Source organism: Gilliamella sp. W8136 (assembly GCF_016101285.1).
GTDB lineage: Bacteria > Pseudomonadota > Gammaproteobacteria > Enterobacterales > Orbaceae > Gilliamella > Gilliamella apicola_N.
This window is the reverse complement of the sequence record NZ_JACFQU010000014.1, coordinates 95,891-114,332: the sequence shown is the minus strand read 5'-3', so window position 1 is coordinate 114,332 and position 18,442 is coordinate 95,891. Positions and strand designations below refer to the sequence as shown.

At 34.6% G+C, this 18,442-nt stretch carries 21 protein-coding genes and 2 pseudogenes; 6 read left to right on the top strand and 17 right to left on the bottom strand.

Translation table 11 applies throughout. The annotated features are described in order from the left end of the window. Positions 1–98: pseudogene (locus H3T96_RS10690) on the top strand (elongation factor Tu); the annotation flags it as partial. Between the two features lie 179 nt (positions 99–277). Here the strand turns inward: H3T96_RS10690 and H3T96_RS10685 are convergent. Next, positions 278–994 carry a Crp/Fnr family transcriptional regulator gene (locus tag H3T96_RS10685; RefSeq protein WP_144092453.1) on the bottom strand — a complete coding sequence of 239 codons (717 nt, stop codon included), beginning with the start codon at positions 992–994 and terminating at the stop codon, positions 278–280. A gap of 165 nt (positions 995–1,159) precedes the next feature. Between H3T96_RS10685 and H3T96_RS10680 the strand changes: the two genes are divergently transcribed. The 3 genes from H3T96_RS10680 (at position 1,160) to H3T96_RS10670 (ending at position 2,735) form a co-directional block, all read left to right on the top strand. Beyond that, on the top strand, positions 1,160–1,507 hold the full coding sequence (locus tag H3T96_RS10680; protein WP_039129055.1) for a cupin domain-containing protein: 348 nt from the start codon (positions 1,160–1,162) through the stop codon (positions 1,505–1,507). Positions 1,508–1,518: 11 nt separating this feature from the next. Next, positions 1,519–2,298 carry a class I SAM-dependent methyltransferase gene (locus tag H3T96_RS10675; protein ID WP_039129052.1) on the top strand — a complete coding sequence of 260 codons (780 nt, stop codon included), beginning with the start codon at positions 1,519–1,521 and terminating at the stop codon, positions 2,296–2,298. A gap of 101 nt (positions 2,299–2,399) precedes the next feature. Continuing rightward, entirely contained in the window at positions 2,400–2,735 is a 336-nt protein-coding gene (locus H3T96_RS10670; RefSeq protein WP_065602954.1) for a zinc ribbon domain-containing protein YjdM, read from the top strand. Positions 2,736–2,965: 230 nt separating this feature from the next. Here H3T96_RS10670 and fliR read toward each other — a convergent pair whose 3' ends face one another. The 13 genes and pseudogenes from fliR to fliF form a co-directional block, all read right to left on the bottom strand. Beyond that, the gene (fliR, locus tag H3T96_RS10665) at positions 2,966–3,769 is read right to left on the bottom strand and encodes a flagellar biosynthetic protein FliR (RefSeq protein WP_086326431.1); all 804 of its coding nucleotides are present in this window, start codon (positions 3,767–3,769) and stop codon (positions 2,966–2,968) included. A 2-nt stretch (positions 3,770–3,771) separates the two neighbouring features. Continuing rightward, entirely contained in the window at positions 3,772–4,041 is a 270-nt protein-coding gene (gene fliQ, locus H3T96_RS10660) for a flagellar biosynthesis protein FliQ (RefSeq protein ID WP_039129046.1), read from the bottom strand. A gap of 64 nt (positions 4,042–4,105) precedes the next feature. Further along, complete coding sequence (gene fliP / locus H3T96_RS10655; RefSeq protein WP_370528576.1) at positions 4,106–4,807, bottom strand: flagellar type III secretion system pore protein FliP; 702 nt, start codon at positions 4,805–4,807, stop codon at positions 4,106–4,108. Between the two features lie 45 nt (positions 4,808–4,852). Then, positions 4,853–5,293, bottom strand: coding sequence for a flagellar biosynthetic protein FliO (gene fliO, locus H3T96_RS10650; RefSeq protein WP_144092456.1), 441 nt, complete (start codon positions 5,291–5,293; stop codon positions 4,853–4,855). Further along, positions 5,293–5,610 (bottom strand): annotated as a pseudogene (fliN, locus tag H3T96_RS10645) (flagellar motor switch protein FliN); the annotation flags it as partial. The gene fliO and the pseudogene fliN, both read right to left, overlap by 1 nt. Before the next feature lie 55 nt (positions 5,611–5,665). After that, a complete protein-coding gene (gene fliM, locus H3T96_RS10640; RefSeq protein WP_144092458.1) occupies positions 5,666–6,712 on the bottom strand; it encodes a flagellar motor switch protein FliM in 1,047 nt (348 codons plus the stop codon). Between the two features lie 5 nt (positions 6,713–6,717). Further along, positions 6,718–7,185: a flagellar basal body-associated FliL family protein gene (locus tag H3T96_RS10635; RefSeq protein WP_172398442.1), complete on the bottom strand. Its 468-nt coding sequence runs from the start codon at positions 7,183–7,185 to the stop codon at positions 6,718–6,720. A gap of 172 nt (positions 7,186–7,357) precedes the next feature. Continuing rightward, complete coding sequence (locus H3T96_RS15090) at positions 7,358–8,572, bottom strand: flagellar hook-length control protein FliK (protein ID WP_144092460.1); 1,215 nt, start codon at positions 8,570–8,572, stop codon at positions 7,358–7,360. Then, positions 8,562–9,023, bottom strand: coding sequence for a flagellar export protein FliJ (gene fliJ / locus H3T96_RS10625; RefSeq protein ID WP_039126434.1), 462 nt, complete (start codon positions 9,021–9,023; stop codon positions 8,562–8,564). The genes H3T96_RS15090 and fliJ overlap by 11 nt, the downstream gene beginning before the upstream one ends. 18 nt (positions 9,024–9,041) lie before the next feature. Continuing rightward, positions 9,042–10,406, bottom strand: coding sequence for a flagellar protein export ATPase FliI (gene fliI / locus H3T96_RS10620; RefSeq protein WP_144092462.1), 1,365 nt, complete (start codon positions 10,404–10,406; stop codon positions 9,042–9,044). A gap of 8 nt (positions 10,407–10,414) precedes the next feature. Next, on the bottom strand, positions 10,415–11,167 hold the full coding sequence (locus H3T96_RS10615) for a flagellar assembly protein FliH (protein ID WP_186279261.1): 753 nt from the start codon (positions 11,165–11,167) through the stop codon (positions 10,415–10,417). Beyond that, positions 11,160–12,158: a flagellar motor switch protein FliG gene (gene fliG, locus H3T96_RS10610; protein WP_039126443.1), complete on the bottom strand. Its 999-nt coding sequence runs from the start codon at positions 12,156–12,158 to the stop codon at positions 11,160–11,162. Before fliG ends, H3T96_RS10615 begins: the two co-directional genes overlap by 8 nt. Then, entirely contained in the window at positions 12,158–13,870 is a 1,713-nt protein-coding gene (gene fliF / locus H3T96_RS10605; protein WP_144092466.1) for a flagellar basal-body MS-ring/collar protein FliF, read from the bottom strand. Before fliF ends, fliG begins: the two co-directional genes overlap by 1 nt. 172 nt (positions 13,871–14,042) lie before the next feature. On the opposite strand from fliF, the gene fliE reads away from it, so the two are divergent. Continuing rightward, positions 14,043–14,348: a flagellar hook-basal body complex protein FliE gene (gene fliE, locus H3T96_RS10600; protein WP_039126446.1), complete on the top strand. Its 306-nt coding sequence runs from the start codon at positions 14,043–14,045 to the stop codon at positions 14,346–14,348. A gap of 680 nt (positions 14,349–15,028) precedes the next feature. Here the strand turns inward: fliE and fliT are convergent. The 3 genes from fliT to fliD are packed head-to-tail and all read right to left on the bottom strand — an operon-like array spanning position 15,029 to position 17,211. Continuing rightward, entirely contained in the window at positions 15,029–15,376 is a 348-nt protein-coding gene (fliT, locus tag H3T96_RS10595; protein ID WP_144092468.1) for a flagellar protein FliT, read from the bottom strand. 14 nt (positions 15,377–15,390) lie between these two features. Beyond that, positions 15,391–15,768, bottom strand: coding sequence for a flagellar export chaperone FliS (fliS, locus tag H3T96_RS10590; protein WP_039126450.1), 378 nt, complete (start codon positions 15,766–15,768; stop codon positions 15,391–15,393). Between the two features lie 9 nt (positions 15,769–15,777). After that, a complete protein-coding gene (gene fliD, locus H3T96_RS10585) occupies positions 15,778–17,211 on the bottom strand; it encodes a flagellar filament capping protein FliD (protein ID WP_144092470.1) in 1,434 nt (477 codons plus the stop codon). Positions 17,212–17,546: 335 nt separating this feature from the next. Here fliD and H3T96_RS10580 point away from each other — a divergent pair, with 335 nt between their 5' ends. Continuing rightward, positions 17,547–18,359, top strand: coding sequence for a flagellin (locus H3T96_RS10580; protein ID WP_039126453.1), 813 nt, complete (start codon positions 17,547–17,549; stop codon positions 18,357–18,359). The last annotated feature ends 83 nt before the right edge of the window (positions 18,360–18,442 follow it).

Here is an 18,442-nt window from a genome sequence, read left to right as displayed (position 1 = left end):
TAATTCACCCAATCGCGATGGCAGACGGCTTACGTTTCGCTATCCGTGAAGGTGGACGTACTGTTGGTGCTGGTGTTGTTGCTAAGGTTATCAAATAATCTATGCTAACTATTTAGAGCATTATGCTTAATGCTCTTTATCAGTACAAGAGGCGCGTATAATACGCGCCTTTTTTATGTTTATCTCGATTGCTTTAATAACGGCAATTTGTCATTTTAATTTTTATAAACTTTATTTGTCTTTTATAAAAGATTATTTCTAAACACTAACCACTTTTTTAAAATGAACGTTGAAAAGGTAGAGTAAGCTCTTTCAAATAAGTTTCATTTAGTATATTAATTCGATTATTTTCAACTTGAATAATTTGTTGTTTTCGCCAGCTCGACATTAATCGGCTTAACGTTTCATAACGAATACCTAACTTTGTTGCTAACTGACCACGAGAAATAGGCAATATAAATTGATAAGTGTTATCAGAGGAACATAATGACAATAAATAACTAGCCAAACGCTGTTCTGAGGAACTTGACGTTAACCAATCGATATTATTTATTTGCTCATATAATTTAGTACTGAAACGTATTAATAAACGTTGCATAATAATGGGATTAGTTTTGCAAACTTGCAATAAACTCTGTTTTTCAATTAATAATACCGAGCAATCTGTTTTAGCTCTAATCGTCATTGGAAAACGATTATGCGGCATAAAGATAGCAGCAATAGCCACTAATTGATAATGATTAAAAATACCAAAAATCTTTTCTTCACCTAAATAAGTACTGCGATAAACTTCAACCTCCCCAGTTAAAACAAGCACACAACAAGATGAGGGTTTACCTTCATAACTGATCATATCCCCTTTCGACAATTTCTTATAGCTAGCACTTTCAATAATAGGCATTAATGCCTCTTTGGTTAATCCTTGAAACAGCTCAACTTGAGTTAACCAACCAAAAATCTGTTGTTCAGTTGGTATATTTTTGACAAATATCATAGGTTTTGCCTGAAGATGCTTCTAGAATAAATTCAATATAATTGATAATAGTTCTTATTTCAATACTCATAATTACTTTAAATCATTGAAATAACCTTATGAAATATATGGCTTTATTCGCAAAACTGCAACAAATCGTCTACTCAATAAATATAGGAGTTGTTTATGACAAATAATACCATTAGCCCTGCTCAAGCATTCGAAATCACTTCATTAATTAACGCAACAGAACAAAGTATTGCCAGTCGGATTTTAGCTAAAACGACAGGTGGCAATTTAACGCTCTTTGCTTTTGATAAAGGGCAAGGATTATCCGAACACAGTGCCCCTTTTGATGCCATTGTCATGGTTATTGAAGGTGAACTAACCTTAATTATTGATGGTCAACCCGTTAAGGCTGTACCCGGTACCCTTGTCAGAATGCCTGCTAACATTCCTCACGCGGTTGAAGCTCCACAAGCAGCTAAAATGTTATTAATCATGTTACGAGAAATGATGCAAACTACCAATTGAGGTGCTATATAATGGACGACATAAAAAAAGAAGCTGGGCATAAATTTCTTGCTCGCTTAGGTAAAACCAGATTACGCCCGGGCGGTAAAAAAGCTACCGAATGGTTATTTAAACAAGCACACTTTACACCACAAAGTCAGGTGCTTGAAATTGCATGCAACATGGGTACAACATCCATCGAAATTGCTCAACGTTTCGGTTGCCATATAATTGGTGTAGATATGGATAAACTTGCTTTAGAAAAAGCAAAGCAAAATGTTATTAAAAATAAAGTTACTCATTTAGTAGATATACAACAAGCCAATGCATCAACATTGCCCTTTGCTGATAATAGTTTTGACATAGTGATTAATGAAGCGATGTTAACAATGTATGCGAATAAAGCTAAAACGCATTTAATTAAAGAATATTATCGAGTATTAAAACCAGGAGGCAAACTCCTCACTCACGATATTATGCTAGTTAATCCAGCACAATCACAGGAAGTTATACAACGAATTCATCAAGCAATTAATGTTAATGCCCAGCCGATTAGCAATGAATCTTGGCACGCCCTTTTTGCGGATGTTGGATTTGTTGATATTCATTCACAACATGCTGCCATGACATTAATGTCTCCTAAAGGCATGATTCATGATGAAGGTTTATTAGGAACATGCAGAATTATTCGCAATGCACTACGTAAACAAAATCGACCACAATTTTTTAAAATGTTTAAAACATTCAAACAATACCGAAACCAACTTAATTATATTGCCATCTGTTCAGTCAAACCTAAATCAGCGATTTGACAACCACTATAACGCTATCAAAGAGGGGGGAATACCATGACTTTATAGCGTTTTTTTGCTATAGTAAACGCCATTTTATTTAATTTGGATTATTCATACCCATGGAATCTATACCTAACTGCCCTGTTTGCCAGTCTGAACATACTTATCATGATGGTTCATTTTATGTTTGCCCTGAATGTGCTCACGAATGGGATCCGAACGATGTTGCTTCAACTGATGAGGGATTACAAGTGAAAGACAGTAATGGTAATTTACTTGCTGATGGCGACGATATTATTTTAATTAAAGACCTTAAATTAAAAGGTTCTTCTACCGTTTTGAAAAAAGGTGCTAAAGCCAAAGGCATTCGTTTAGTTGAAGGCGATCATGAGATCGATTGTAAAATTGATGGCATGAAAATCATGCTTAAAGCTTGTTTTGTAAAAAAAGCTTAATTGATATCAATAAAATGCTGATTATATCAGCATTCCTTTCTTGTTTAGTTTTAACGCATCTTTTTTAAATTATTATTTAATGTAATTCAACCTATTTTTATACTGAAACGTATAGTTAACCTGAAACTTTTTTACAAAAATGAACATTGAATGTGATGAATAGCTAATGAAAAGAGTAATTAAATAAGAATTAAATTAATAAATTTCTCAATTATATCATCAATATCACATTACTGAACATCACTTAAAAACCATAAAATAACAGAAATGTGATTAAACATCTGTTCAAAAACAAACTCAGTAAATGTTGGCAACATCGAAATTAAATAGCTTAACATGATTAATCCTAACAATAGTGTTAGTGGATAACCGACCACAAAAATGGATAATTGTGGTGTAATTCTATTTAATAACCCCAATGATATATTGATGATCAACAGTAAAGTCATCAAAGGAAGCGCTAACATAATACCATTAATAAACAGTTGGTTACTTACATCAATTAAGGCTAAATAACCATTTGCAGGCAATGTCATAAGTCTAATTGGAACAATATCAAAGCTATTTGAAATACCATATAATAACCATAAGTGACCATCTAAACTTAAAAAAATCAGTAACGCTATAATATTAATTAAGCGAGATAAAACTGAAGTGGATGGCCCCCCGATTGGATCAAAAAAAGTTGCCATTCCCAATCCCATTTGCATTCCAATTAATTCACCCGAAATTCTGACGGTTATAAACGCAAGTTGCATAGTAAAACCAATCAACACGCCAATCATTATTTGCTGAGCGATAACCCATACCCCCGTTAAAGAATAGATTTTTATATTTTCATCAAGATGAGGAATGGGTAGAAGCATAACAATTACTAATGCTAAACCAACCTTTATGCGATTTGGTACTTCTTTTTCACCAAAAATTGGCGCAACCATAATTAATGCCAAAATGCGCACAAACGGAAAAAAAACATCTTTAATCCAAGAAAAGAAATCAATATTAAATAGACTGTTAATATTAAAATCCATCATTTTTAATGAGTTAAGTTAGGAATATCGGTGATAACAATTTGAATGTAGTCAATCATTGTTGACAACATTGATGGTCCCAAAATAATTAAAACCACGATCACTGCTAAAATTTTGGGAATAAATGATAAGGTCATTTCGTTAATTTGCGTAGCCGCTTGCAATAAACTAATGACTAAACCAGTAACTAAAGCGGCTAACAGTAAAGGGCCAGCAAGAGAGGCTGCAACTTTTATGGCTTGCATTGCTAAGGTACTAATATACTCAGGTGACATACTATTCCTTCATTCGAATTTCTTAACTAGAATTTTTTGACTAAAATTACTTAACTAAAATTCCCTAACTAAAGAAGCTTTGCGCTAATGAACCAAGTAATAAGTGCCAACCATCTGCTAATACAAACAACATTAATTTAAATGGTAATGATACCGTTGCAGGTGGAACCATCATCATCCCTAATGCCATAAGTGTACTGGCTACCACTAAATCGATAATTAAGAAAGGAATAAAAATCGTAAAACCTATTTGAAAAGCGGTTTTTAACTCACTGACTACAAAGGCAGGTACCAAAATTTTTAACGGAATATCTTCTCGGCTTTGGATCTCGTTTTGGTGGGACATATTCACAAATAACGCTAAATCATTTTCGCGGGTTTGAGTAAGCATAAACGCCTGCAATGGTTTAGTTGCGGTGGATAAAGCTTCTTGCATAGTGATTTGATTTTGTGAATAAGGTATATAAGCATCTTGATAAATTTTATCAGTCACCGGTGACATAATAAAAAATGTCATAAAAAGAGCAATACCTAAAATAACTTGGTTAGGTGGAGCAGATTGTGTCCCTAAAGCATTACGCAATAAACCCAATACAATAATAATGCGGGTGAAACTGGTCATTAGCAGTAGTATTGCAGGAATAAAAGTGAGTAAGGTCAAAAAGACCAATGTTTCTACAGGTAATGACCAGCTTTGTTCATTGTCCAACGTAGTACGAGAAATGATAGATAACGGTGAGATTTCAGCAAAACTATATTGGCTAATCGACAATAAGCTCAGCAAAATAACAGATTTTAACCGCACTACCCATTACTCCTTTCTTAATTTCAAAATGGACTGTAACATTTGCTCAAATATCCTATTTCTGGAAAAATCTTTCACTCTTGAAGAAGGTTCTGCTAGTAGCATATCGGTTCGTTGTTCATTTATGGTATGCAGTAAAGTCATCTGCTGCCCAGTCACACCAACAACTAATAATTGATTATCGACATGAACCAAAACAATTCGCTCTTTAGGATTGATATTGTAAGTGGCTTTTACCTCAATCAATTGTTTATTTGGCGTTTTCCAATTAAAACGTTTTACTATCCACCCTAATAATAAAATCACTGCAATCACACCGATAAGCGACATCCCCATTGATGTAACTATTTGCGTGTTTACTTTTAATTCAGGTGATACAGAAGTTATCGCAATTGTATCTGTTGCAGATATTGAAGGCTGAGCCTTATTTTCGTATATAATATCCATTAACGACTCAACCTACGTACACGCTCTGATGGAGTTATAATATCAGTGATGCGTATGCCATAATTATCACCGACAACCACAATTTCGCCTTGGGCAATTAAATAACCATTAATTAATATATCTAAAGGTTCACCAGCAAGACCATCTAATGCAATGACTGATCCTTGCGTTAAATTCAATAAATCTTTAATTGCCATCTTGGTTCGACCAAGTTCGACACTCAAATCAATCGGAATATCTAAAATAAGATTAATATCCTGCTTTTGTTCTTCAGTTTGTTGTGGTGATAGTGTTTCAAAAATAACGCCTTGAGTAGATAATTCATCACCGCTTTCATCGACTTTCGGGATCTCTTCACTATCTTGTCTGATATCAGTCATTTTGCATTCCCTCATTTAATTGTTCTATTACAGGATTAATAACCTGTTCTACTTTAATTGCATATTGTTTATTAACTTTACCGTAATGACCTTTTAATACTGGTACCCCCCCGACGGTAACATCTAAATTTGTCGGTTTATCGATCACTAAAATATCGTCAGTTTTTAACGCTAATAGTTTAGAGACAGTAGTTTGAATACGAGTAAAGTTAGCAACTAATTCGACAGTGGATTGTTTAATGCCAGAGGTTAATGAACTCATCCAAATATTATCATCTTTATAAGTTTGCTGCTCGACAGGTGGTTTGATTAAAGATTCTTTAATTGGCTCAACCATGGCATAAGGTATACAAATATAAAATGTCGCTTTAAAGCTACCAATTTCAATTTTAAATTTGGTAGTTAAAACCACATCATCAGGAGAAGTAGTAATATTAGTAAACTTACTTTGTATCTCAGAGCGGATATACTCAGTTTCAATTGAATAGATATCTGCCCACGCATTTTGATATATAGTTAATGCTAACTCTAAGACTCGTTTAATGATTTGTTGTTCAGTATGAGTAAACTCACGATCTTCTGTTGCAACCTTATTTGTACGTCCATCCCCACCAAATAATGTATCAACCACAATAAACACTAATTCAGGTGAAAACGAAAATAAAGCAGAGCCTCTTAAAGGATTAAGATGAACTAAATTTAAATGATATGTTGATGAAATATCGGAAAAATATTTAAAGTTTTGTGTTTCAATTGGAGATGCAATTACATCAGTATTGCGGCGTAACAGATTAAATAAACCTATCCTGAACTGGCGAGCAAAACGTTCATTAATAATTTCTAATGCGGTTAAACGTTCAGGAACAAAGCTATGTTTGACCGATAAATCGTAAGGTTTAACATCGGCTTTTTTGCCTGATGGTAATGATACAACACTTGTATCAGTAACGTTATCTTTAGTGGCAATTGAGCTTCCTGATACAGGGTTAGTATTCTTGTTGCCATTAATGTCGGTTATCGGTTCACGCTTATCAGACATAACAATCACCGTATAATAAAATCAGTAAAGAGCACTTCGTCGATTTTTACTGAGTGTTTGATATCATATTGGCGTGATAATGTATTTTTTATCTGTTCTTGTAATTCAAATTTACCCGTTTCTTGTTTTAATTTACTAACATATTGTTTAGATAATAAAAAAAGGATATCGCTTCTAACTTCAGGTAAATATTCTAATAATGCGGTTTTTTGGTCTTCATCGGCAACACGCAATACCATACCAACATAAAGAATTTTATTAATATCACCATTATCTTCTGATGCAGGTAATGAGACAGTAAATGGTTTTAAGGTTAAAAAAACCGGCGATACGATAGTTATTTCATCTTGCTTTTTAGTCTTGGTTTTTGGTTGATTTTGGAACCATAAATAAGCAGCTGCACTTAATGCTAACAGCGTGATGAGAATAAGTATTAAGTTCAAAATATTCACTTTCTTTGGAGTAGTTGGCATATTTATTCTTATCCCAATAAAAAATTTATAACCATTAAATGGTAATAATGATAAGAATAATAAATCAAACATGTAAAATTGATTTGAAGAATAGGCAATAAAAATATTACCTATTTAACGTTTTCAATTTATTTTTAAGGTACTAAACAGACAATAAATCACAAACTATCTTTTAAGCAAATACGCTCAAACCTGACTTAACAATATGTTTTTCGTTGTTTGACTGCTCAGTAATTTTGTCTACCGTGCTTGATACAACGGTATTCGATTGTTGACGATGATTATTTTGATGATGCATCGCTGATTGCTCGCCATCACTCATCATCGAAAAATCACTTATATCAGTTTGTTGTAAGGTAAAACCTTGTTCTTGTAATGAAGTTCGTAAAAATGGTATTGCAGATTCTAACAACCCTTTTACCATATTATGTGCAGCCATCATATGAAGATTGATATTATCATCGGTCATATCAAGTTTAATATGTAACGAACCTAATTCTTGAGGATGTAATTTAATTTCGGCAGTTTGCACTCCCTGACGGTTAAACATCATAATGTGCTGAGTTAACGATTTTTGCCATTGCGCTACATCAACAGGCGTAGATAGATCCATTGTATAAGGTGTTACAGTCGAATTCGCTGACGATAACAAGTTAGGTTCATTGGTCATCGGTGATAAAGACGAAGCTTGATGGATAGGCGTTATTACATCGTTACCCCCTAAATTCATAGCAAAATCAGTTTGCGCAGAGGTCACCTTTGGCATCACATCACTAATACTTGATAAGTTATTTGATGAATTAAATAAATAATTACTCGTATCATGGTTAATTTCAGTATTTTTATGGTTGATAAGTGTGGTGTCTGCTCGACGTTTTGCTTCAATTAATGACATAAAATTATTTTGTTGCGTTATCGAGTGAATGACACTCCCTTCATCATGAATAAATTCGTTGGCTGGCTCACTGTCTAATGGATTTGTCGATAGATTTGTCGGTAGATTAGTCAATAAGTTGGCTTCTAATATTTCAGAATTTATCTTATTTGTTGGCAGTAAAGATGGGTTGGTAGGTATATCCCTATTGTCTACACTGTTTACCGCTGTCGAACTGATAATAGCCAATTTTTCCTGATCGAAATACTCAACAGCAACGGGATAACCGCCAATAATTAACTCATCATCCTTAACGTTATTATCATCAAGTTCCTCATTATCAATATCGTTGGATTTGATTTGAGTTGGCTTATTAGCAGGTTGACTATACTGTTCACTCAGTAACAATAATTGCTCAAACAGATTACTATCATTATCGATGGTATCTTTAGTAACAACCTCTGATTGATGCGCTGGCATTAAGTTTAAATTACCAATCAAATTAATACTCACTCAATATCCTCCTTGCTAATTGCTGCTGGGCAAATTCATCGGTCAGTTTTTGTTGTAAACGATTTTGCTGTTGTAAATATTTGTTATATTGCTTACTTAACAATGTTGTATAGGTGTTCAAACTTTTTTGTGATTGATTAAGCTGGTTAGTAATCTGCTTTTGTTTGATATCTAAGGTTAATAACAGTTTTTTTTGCTGCTCTATCCCTTGCTCAATTGTGGCAATAAAAGCATTAAAATTATTTAATTCATAGCCTTTTATGCCATCAGATAAGGCATCATTCAGTTTTTGTTGATACTCAACATAGTAATCATTTAAGACATTGAGTTGTGACTGTGCTTTATCTTGATTCTCATTTGCTTTTTTTAACTTAAGTAAATTATCGTCAACCGATTTTTGCGCTAATTTTTTTAATGTTGTAAAAGCTAATTGTGAAGGATTTTCATTCATGAGTACTTTCCTAACCGATTAATGTTGGCTCACAATCGCGGCTAATTGTTGGCACGCCTCTTCATATCCACAATGTTCGTAAATACCTTGTTGCAAAAATTTTTGCATGGCTGGATATAAATTTATCGCCTTATCTAGCAAAGGATCAGTACCTGCCACATAGGCGCCAACATTAATTAAATCGCGATTACGTTGAAAACTGGAAAATAGCTGTTTAAATAAGCGTGATTTCTTTTCATCTTCAGTAGCGGTAAGATCGGTCATTACTCGACTAATGGATGCTTCAATATCAATAGCGGGATAGTGGCCTGACTCAGCCAGCGCACGCGACAAAACAATATGCCCATCTAATATTGCCCTAGCCGAATCAGCTATCGGATCTTGTTGATCATCGCCTTCGGTTAAAACCGTATAAAAAGCAGTAATGGCCCCTTTACCATGTTCGTCATTGCCTGCCCTTTCAACAAGAGCCGGTAATTTTGCAAATACAGAAGGTGGATATCCTTTGGTGGCTGGAGGTTCACCGATTGCTAAGGCAATTTCTCGTTGCGCCATAGCATAGCGAGTCAAAGAATCCATGATTAATAAAACATTAAAACCCTGATCGCGAAAACTTTCAGCAATTCTTGTTGCATAGGCAGCGCCTTGCAAACGTAATAATGGTGATACATCGGCTGGTGCAGCGACCACAACAGCACGGGCTAAACCCTCTTCACCTAAAATATTTTCGATAAAATCTTTAACTTCCCGTCCACGTTCACCAATCAAGCCCACAACAATAATATCGGCTTGTGTATAACGAGCCATCATACCGAGTAAAACACTCTTACCGACACCCGAGCCAGCAAATAGCCCCATTCGTTGGCCTTGTCCGACAGTTAATAATGCGTTGATGGCTCTTACCCCAACATCCAGAACTTGATGAATGGGGGTGCGATTTAAAGGATTGAGTGTTTTATTGACTAAACCAGCATATTCAACATGTTCTGGTAATGGCTTACCATCTAACGGTTTACCCATGGCATCAACGACTCGACCTAATAACGCCATACCGACGGGTAATAATTTATGACTAAAATATGCTAAATCATATTGTAAAGTATAAACTCGAGCACCTAATAAAATGCCATCGGTTGCCTCAAATGGCATCAAAAATAAAGTTTGCCCATTGAATCCAACCACTTCACACTCGACCGCATCCAGTTGACCATTAGATTGTCGCTCAACAAAACAGTTTGAACCTAATGGTAATTTTAACCCCACAGCTTCAAGCACTAATCCCGATGCTTTGACTAATCGTCCATATTGGCGAATTAAAGATAAAGATTGAAGTTTCTGCGTAGCTTGGCTAATTTTGTTGATCCATTGCGATGAGTAAGTCATATTAATGCTCACCTTTCATGTAAACAATCGGACATGATTTGCCAATGATTGGCAACATTGGTATCAATTTCATTGGTATCTGTAAAAATTTTACAGCCACCACTTTCAATATTAGGATCGGCGATAAATTGCCAATGGTATTGTTTAATTTCTTCACTTAGTATTGGCTCTAACCATAACAGATCATCAGGGTTAAGATGCAATAAAATCGGTTCGGATAACATCGAACACTGTTCAATAAGCATTTGTATCGTAAAGACCAGCTGCTTTTGTTTGACTTTAGAAAGAGTGCCAACGGTTTTTTGTGCAGCAACCAATGCTAAATCAATTAATTTGGGGACGATTAACTCATCAATATCATTAATTGACTGCTGAAAATTGCGTATTAAATCAGTGATGTTCTCTACTGCTTTTAACTTTTCATCGCTAAGTTGCTGCTCTATCTGTTGACGTCCTTCTTGCTGTCCAAGCGCAAATCCCTGTTCATAACCAGAGTGTTTACCCACATCAAAACCTTCCGCTTGACCTAATGTGAACCCTTCTTGATAAGCTTGTGCTTTAACTTCTTGCTTTAACTGCTCAAGTGTTTCTTGGTCAACATCAGGTTCTTTATTCGATTCAATTAACTCTAATTCCTGTTCAGGCTGGCAAATTTCACTTTCTTGGGTACTGTCGTTAGTACTGAGTTGTGATAACGTTGCCGAGGTTAAATCCTGAAAAATAAGTGGTTTCCAGTTCAATCTATGGGATTGATTATACATACTCATCATCACCACGACTCAAGATCACTTCACCACTTTCCGCTAAGCGACGCGCAATAACCAAAATTTTCTTCTGTTCAGTTTCAACTTGTGATAGGCGCACAGGTGGTCTGTTTTCCAGATCTTCACGTAAAATAGAGGCGGCACGTTGTGACATATTACTTAATAACTTATCACGTAATGCGACTGATGCGCCTTTCAAAGCAATAATTAATGTTTCATTATCAACATCTCTAAGTAGACGTTGGATACTTCTGTCATCAACTTCAATGAGATTTTCAAATAAGAACATTTCATCAATAATTTTTTGAGCAAGTTCGTGGTCATAATCACGTAACGCATTGATAACAAGCTCTTCTTGATGAGATTTCATTAAGTTAATAATTTCTGCTGCGGTACGAATGCCACCCATATTATTCAGTTTAAGATTTTGACCATGTAATAATGTAGATAATGATGTCGATAAAACTTGTAGCGCTGATGGTTCGACACCTCCAAAAGTTGCAATACGTAACATGACATCATTACGTAATTCGTCATCAAACAGATTTAAAACTTCAGCAGCTAAATCCCGATTCAGATGAATTAAAATAGTAGCAATAATTTGTGGGTGCTCTTTTTTAACCAGATCAACTGCCCGTGCAGCATCAACAAAATTAAGCATTTCAAGACCATCGGTGGCTTCTTCTCGATCAGTTTCTAACAACTCATCAAGTAAACGTTCGGTTTTTTCACTACCAATGGATTTTTCGAGTACTGAACGTAAATAACCATCAGCATCGGTAGTTAAAACGGCACAATTTTCAAGTGTAAATTGACATTCATTGAGAATACTTTTCAATTGCTCTTGCGAAAGCTGTGGTAAAGACATCATTGCACTACTGATGTGTTGTACTTCTTTAGGGTTAAGATATTGCATCACTTTGGCAGCAAGATCTTCACCCAATACCATCATTACTGTAGCGGCTTTTTGAGTTTCACTTAAATTCATTATTCTGTGTCCCTCTTATTCATCCAACCACGAATAATTAATGCCATTACCCGAGGCTCTTTCTCGACAATTTTTCGAATATATTGTTGTTGTTGCATATTATCTTCAAATATTTTCTGCTGCTGTTTACTGTGCGCTTTATAATCTAATTTCTCATCTAGCGTTGCTTGAGCATCCGTCGATTTATTATTAACACTTAAATAATGTCTTTGTAGTTTCAGCCATACTGAACGCAATACTTTTCGCCAGATAATCCAAATGATTAAAATATAGATTAAATATTTACCGCCTGTTTTGATAGAATCATAAAATTCAGGCGTTTTCCAAAACGCGATACCACTCTCTTCATCAAACTCTTGATCTGTAAATTTTAAATTGGCAACAGTCAAACTATCACCACGTAATTGGGAAAAACCCATCGCTTGACGAGCTAATAATTCAATGTCGTTTAATTCATTACTATCAAGTTTTACCCATTGTTCGGTTGGAAGTGATGATTTATTTTCATCATCACTCTCATTTGTCTCATTATTCTCTGATTCATTGGTCACAAGCTTATAGTTAACTAGTACTGCAACCGATAAACGTTTAATGCGCCCTTCAGGTATTTTGCTGTGTACAACTTGCCGATTCACTTCATAATTTAAAGTATTATTGGATTGCCAGTTGCTCGGCTGCTGCTTATCGGCAATATCGTTGGATTCCTTGTCTTCATCAATAGGGGCACTTGATGTAGGTACAGGTTGATTAGATAACGCACCTGGCACACCACCTATGCCATAACTATTAATTAATTGCCGATTTTCCGTTAACTGTTTACTGCGAATAGTTTGCTTGGCAATATCACTATTAGGATCATAAATTTCTGAAGTCGATTCTTGTCGGCTAAAATCAACCTCAGCATTCACTTGCACCCGAACATTATTTTTACCCAAAATAGGGATAATAATTTTTTCAACGCGCTCACGAACACTGTTTTCAATGCGTTCACTAAATTCTAATTGCGCCACATTGGCATTTCGGTCACGATAATTTTCACCGGTTAATAGATGACCATGTTGATCAATAATCGTAACTTTATCGGCCTGTAATTCGGGTACACTACTTGAAATTAAATGAATAATGGCATCAATTTGTCCTTGTGATAGACTGCGACCAGGTAATAACGTTAATGCCACCGATGCGGAAGGAAATTTTCGTTCTCGGACAAATAATGATGGTTTGGGCATCGCCAAATGCACTCTAGCATCATTAATGCTACTTATAATTGATATTGTTCTGGATAATTCGCCCTCCAAAGCACGTTGGTAATTAACCTGTTCATTGAATTGACTCATACCAAAACTTTCTTTATCGAGTAATTCAAAGCCAACAGCACCACCTTTAGGCAATCCTTGTTGAGCAATACGCAAACGCGTATCATAAACTTTATCTTCAGGAATTAAGATGGTCGATCCCGACGATGAAAATTTATAGGGGATATTCATCTTATCGAGCTGGCTGATAATCTCGCCACCATCTTTATCATTTAAATTACTAAATAAAACACTATAAGAGTCATCTTTAACCCATAAATAGATGATACTGATAATAGCAATAGCAATAACAGCTGCAATTGACCCTGCCATTTTGGCATTGTGTTTTATTTGGTTAATAAAAGGTAATTTATTTAATATTGATTCACCTTTACCGTCGACTGTTTGGCTAGCCATAAAAATCCTAATGCTAAGCTGATTAGATTAATTCTAGGCTCTATTATCTTTGTATTAATAAAAATCAATAGCTAAAAAAACACAGCATTTTCCCCTTACTTATGCCATTTAGTTTTTGCCTTGTATGATAAATTGCACAGTAAAGTGACAAAATGGGAATTACCAAGCCGTTATGACAACGATCAATACATTAAATACAAATGAACTTACAAATTTAAATGCACCCTATGCCACAAAGCCTCAATTAACCGATGAGAATAACTTTATCAATGAGTTAAAAACCGCATTGGATAACATTAGCCAATTACAAATACAAGCCAATCATTCAGCTAAAGCGTTTGAAATGGGAGAACCGAATGTTTCACTAAATGAAGTAATGGTTAACATGCAAAAATCTTCAGTTTCGTTACAATTTGGTATTCAAGTTCGAAATAAATTAGTTTCAGCATATCAAGAAATCATGAATATGAATGTTTAAACCATTATCGGATAGCTAATCATCTACTAGATGATGGTATTTTGGTTTAAAAAATATGATTAATTAACTGCCAATTTTTATAGTAAATTGGCTTAACCTCACCACTATTGTTGCAACAACGACTAATCAATCGCTCTCCTTTTAAATTTTTATTATTTGAAAAAATTAAGATTATTAATTTTTAACACCATGCAAGTTATTACATACAATCGGCATGGTAAAGTTTGCCATTTAGTTTTACATTAATAAATAGTCTGGATCAAGTTAAGACTCAGGTGATCAGTTTCCCGGCAATCTTTTCAACGGGCAATGCCACTTAAAAACTTTATAATGCTCGTTTATTTATTAGCAAGATATGTTTATAAACAGAACTAAGGTCTGAAGAGTTTGAAAATGGAGATCTAAAATAGACAATCAATCCTAATGATCCTTTAGGAAATTTATTCGTTTGTGAATATATCTATAGCAACCCCAGAAGTTATCCAGTGCTTGATGCAAAAGGTGCACGTTATTGTGAAATGAGCGAGTCGCCATTGCAAGCACAGTGTATGCTTTAAAGATGTAAAATTAATCAATAAAAAGTTTGAGGAAAGGTGCTTTTTATATGTTAAAAACCCTTTTCCTCAATTACGTTTAGTTAATTACTAACTTAATAAATAAGGTCAAGGGTATTTAGTTACTTATACTAGGTTGGCAACTTTTTGATAACTGCCTATTTTGGTTTGATAATCAACTTGTTCGCCAATAAGCTTGCTCAGTTCACTACGCCGCACATGCATTAATTGGACTAATTGCTGATGATTGCTAATGATATTGTTGAAATACATTTTCATAATATCTTGCTGTTGTGTAGACATATTTTCAATAACAGGCAAACCTTCATTTAGTTTAACATCCTCCGTTAATTGATGATATTTGGCTTGCCAACTGATTAAAGATTCCCAATCTTCTTTTTGACTATCAATTAGCATTTGTCCAACAATATAATTAAGTTGCTCATATTGTTCTAATAATAAATTAGTATTCAAAGCCAATACTCCCACTATGCTATCTCTCGCCAAGCTTGAGCAATATTATCAAGCAAATCAAAACAGGTTTGCAGTTTTTCCCTATCATTATGTAAGTTAGCTAAAACCAATTGCTGGCTAATGTAGTGATAAAGCTGATCTAAGTTTTCGGCAATTTCACCACCCTGCTCTAAATTAAGACAACTTTTAAGCCCATTATCAATGATATTAATTGCTTTGGAAATGGCTTTTCCTTTACCTGCAATATCACCTTTCTGTATATATAAATCAGCGAGTCGAATAGCATTAAGCGCACCGTCAAATAACAAAACAATAAGCTGATGTGGTGATGCCTGACTGACACTGGTTTCTAAATTAACTTGTTTATAAGCTTGAGATCCCATTTTATACATTGTTATGCCTTATTTTTTTAAATTCGCCATCATTTCAAATTGGGTAGTAAGGTAATTACTCATACCATTTAATTGATTGATTAATATATCTAGTTTGGTAAATTGCACCCGATAACGCTCGATCGTTTGGTCAATGGAGTTATTAACTTGATCATAACGTTTATCTAATGATTTTAACGTTGAATTTAAACCGTTCGTTGCAGTATCAATCATGCCATCACTATCAATAAAGCTACTGACTTTGGCAAACACTTCGTTAGCAATGCCTGTTGTTTCACCATCGCCTGTAAATAAAATGGCTACCGCATCACTGTTTTCTTTAAGAGCTTTTTCCAATTCGTTTTCTTTAATCACCAACTTGCCGTTGCTATCCATATTGATACCAATTTGTGACAGTACCGATAATTCACCTGCTTGACCTTTCGAAAATATAGAGCGAATGCTTTGATCAATATTACGTAGTGTGGAATCTCCAATCAGTGGTCCATTATTACTATTTAATTCATCTGAATTGGCATCGCTGGCAGTAAATTGCGTTAAAGTTGATATGGTTGATTGCAATTGATTGAATGCATCCACCCACTCTTTAAGTGCCTCTTGCGTTTTTTCATTATCCGCCGCGATAGTTAAATTTTGTGAGGTGGTTGTGACCGCTTTTAACGTGATATCAACACCCGGAATAACATCTTTAACAGTATTTGATGCACTGTTAACTGTAATACCATTGAAACTAAATTTGGCATCTTGCGCTTTAGCGACTTCACTCATTGCCGATGAATCAGCTTGATTAATATCAAAGCCAATGAGTGAATTAAGCTTATCATCATCGGATGAAACAGAAGTAATGGTTTGTTGCTCACCGGTTTCTTTTGATGTAATAACTAACTGATAACTATCCTTTCCTGAACGCACAATGGTTGCATTTACGGTTGATTCACTGGTTGAACCATCTTCATTAACCACTTTTGCTTGATTGATCGCATTGGCAATCGACTCTAACGACGTCTCATCTTTGGATAAAGTAACATTTAACTTTTGGCCATTGGCTTGTTCAATGGTAAGTGTTCGAGTTTCATTATCATTGCCGAGCGCTGCATTTTTATCGTTTACCGCATTAGTTGCAACGCTATGTGCACGAGCAAGTTGTTCAACACTAACGGAGTAATTACCTAATTGAGCATTACTTCTGACATTAGTCGTAAAATAATTATCATTACCTGATACGGTACGACCATGAAAAATTTCTTTTTTTTGCAATTTGGCTGTCGCATTATTAAATGTGGATAACGCACTTTTTAACTTGCCAAAACCACTAATCTTATTATTTATTGCTTTTTGCTGCGCTTTTATTGGGGTAAGACGATTTTTTTCAACGGCTTCTAATTGATCTAATACTTCATTTAAATCAATACCAGAACCAATTCCTAAAATACTCATTGCCATGATTAATTATCCTAATATAAATTCTTTCATCACTTGTTTTATCGACCAATGTAATAAAAAGTTTAGTATTGAGAATAAATTCACAGGTTAAAAGTAACAATCAAAGATTGTTTAACACAGTAGGATATATTTTATAAAAATAATTTTTATATAACCAATTGAAAAATAAAAATAATGTTATTTATTTTTTAAAAATTTTTTTTAAAACCAATATTCGTGGAAAAAAATACTAAAGTTTCTTTTTTTAAAACCGATAACTAAAGTATCAGCAAACATATTGAATAACTCTCTTCAATATCGTGTTGATCAAACTTATTATATTAAAGGAGATAAAAATGGCACAGGTAATTAATACCAATAGTATGTCTTTAATGGCAAGAAATAATCTAAATCATTCTCAAAGCGTTCTTGGAACTGCAATTGAGCGTTTATCATCTGGTATGCGTATCAACAGTGCTAAAGATGATGCTGCAGGTCAAGCAATTGCTAACCGTTTTTCTTCAAGTATTCGTGGTTTAACTCAAGCAGCACGTAATGCAAATGACGGTATCTCAATTGCACAAACAACTGAAGGTGCATTAAACGAAATCAACAATAACGTACAACGTATTCGTGAGCTAACTGTTCAAGCAGCAAACGGTACTAACTCTGAAAGCGATCTTGCATCAATTCAAAATGAAATCGATCAACGTTTACAAGAGATCGACCGTGTATCTGCACAAACTGACTTTAATGGTACTAAAGTATTATCTGAAGATAAAACGCTTAACATTCAAGTAGGTGCAAATGATGGTGAAATCATTGCTATCAACTTGAAACAAATTGACAGTGAAAAATTAGGTTTAAATGGTTTCAATGTATCAGATGCGCCAACTGCTGATCCATTAAAAACAATTGATGCGGCATTATCAACAATTGATGAATTACGTGGTGAGCTTGGTGCGGTACAAAATCGTTTTGAGTCAACTGTAAATAACATCAACAATACTGTAAATAACCTAAGTTCAGCACGCAGCCGTATTGAAGATGCAGATTACGCGGAAGAAGTATCTAATATGACTCGCGGTCAAATCTTACAACAAGCAGGTACTTCAGTATTAGCACAAGCAAATCAAGTACCTCAATCTGTACTTTCTCTACTACAATAGAGTATACAATTAGAATTTATGGTCACTCTAATTTGTACTGTAGCAATAATGGTATTTTTTAATACCATTATTGTTAAAAAAGT

Excerpts from the sequence above, each read along its gene's own strand:
- H3T96_RS10635 (WP_172398442.1), bottom strand. The coding sequence starts at position 7,185 with ATGCCAACTACTCCAAAGAAAGTGAATATTTTGAACTTAATACTTATT.
- H3T96_RS10680 (WP_039129055.1), top strand. The coding sequence starts at position 1,160 with ATGACAAATAATACCATTAGCCCTGCTCAAGCATTCGAAATCACTTCA.
- H3T96_RS10675 (WP_039129052.1), top strand. The coding sequence starts at position 1,519 with ATGGACGACATAAAAAAAGAAGCTGGGCATAAATTTCTTGCTCGCTTA.
- fliE (WP_039126446.1), top strand. The coding sequence starts at position 14,043 with ATGACAACGATCAATACATTAAATACAAATGAACTTACAAATTTAAAT.
- fliJ (WP_039126434.1), bottom strand. The coding sequence starts at position 9,023 with ATGAATGAAAATCCTTCACAATTAGCTTTTACAACATTAAAAAAATTA.
- fliG (WP_039126443.1), bottom strand. The coding sequence starts at position 12,158 with ATGAATTTAAGTGAAACTCAAAAAGCCGCTACAGTAATGATGGTATTG.
- fliM (WP_144092458.1), bottom strand. The coding sequence starts at position 6,712 with ATGTCTGATAAGCGTGAACCGATAACCGACATTAATGGCAACAAGAAT.
- fliR (WP_086326431.1), bottom strand. The coding sequence starts at position 3,769 with ATGATGGATTTTAATATTAACAGTCTATTTAATATTGATTTCTTTTCT.
- fliS (WP_039126450.1), bottom strand. The coding sequence starts at position 15,768 with ATGTATAAAATGGGATCTCAAGCTTATAAACAAGTTAATTTAGAAACC.
- fliF (WP_144092466.1), bottom strand. The coding sequence starts at position 13,870 with ATGGCTAGCCAAACAGTCGACGGTAAAGGTGAATCAATATTAAATAAA.
- H3T96_RS10685 (WP_144092453.1), bottom strand. The coding sequence starts at position 994 with ATGATATTTGTCAAAAATATACCAACTGAACAACAGATTTTTGGTTGG.
- H3T96_RS10670 (WP_065602954.1), top strand. The coding sequence starts at position 2,400 with ATGGAATCTATACCTAACTGCCCTGTTTGCCAGTCTGAACATACTTAT.
- fliI (WP_144092462.1), bottom strand. The coding sequence starts at position 10,406 with ATGACTTACTCATCGCAATGGATCAACAAAATTAGCCAAGCTACGCAG.
- H3T96_RS10580 (WP_039126453.1), top strand. The coding sequence starts at position 17,547 with ATGGCACAGGTAATTAATACCAATAGTATGTCTTTAATGGCAAGAAAT.
- H3T96_RS10615 (WP_186279261.1), bottom strand. The coding sequence starts at position 11,167 with ATGTATAATCAATCCCATAGATTGAACTGGAAACCACTTATTTTTCAG.
- fliD (WP_144092470.1), bottom strand. The coding sequence starts at position 17,211 with ATGGCAATGAGTATTTTAGGAATTGGTTCTGGTATTGATTTAAATGAA.
- fliQ (WP_039129046.1), bottom strand. The coding sequence starts at position 4,041 with ATGTCACCTGAGTATATTAGTACCTTAGCAATGCAAGCCATAAAAGTT.
- fliO (WP_144092456.1), bottom strand. The coding sequence starts at position 5,293 with ATGGATATTATATACGAAAATAAGGCTCAGCCTTCAATATCTGCAACA.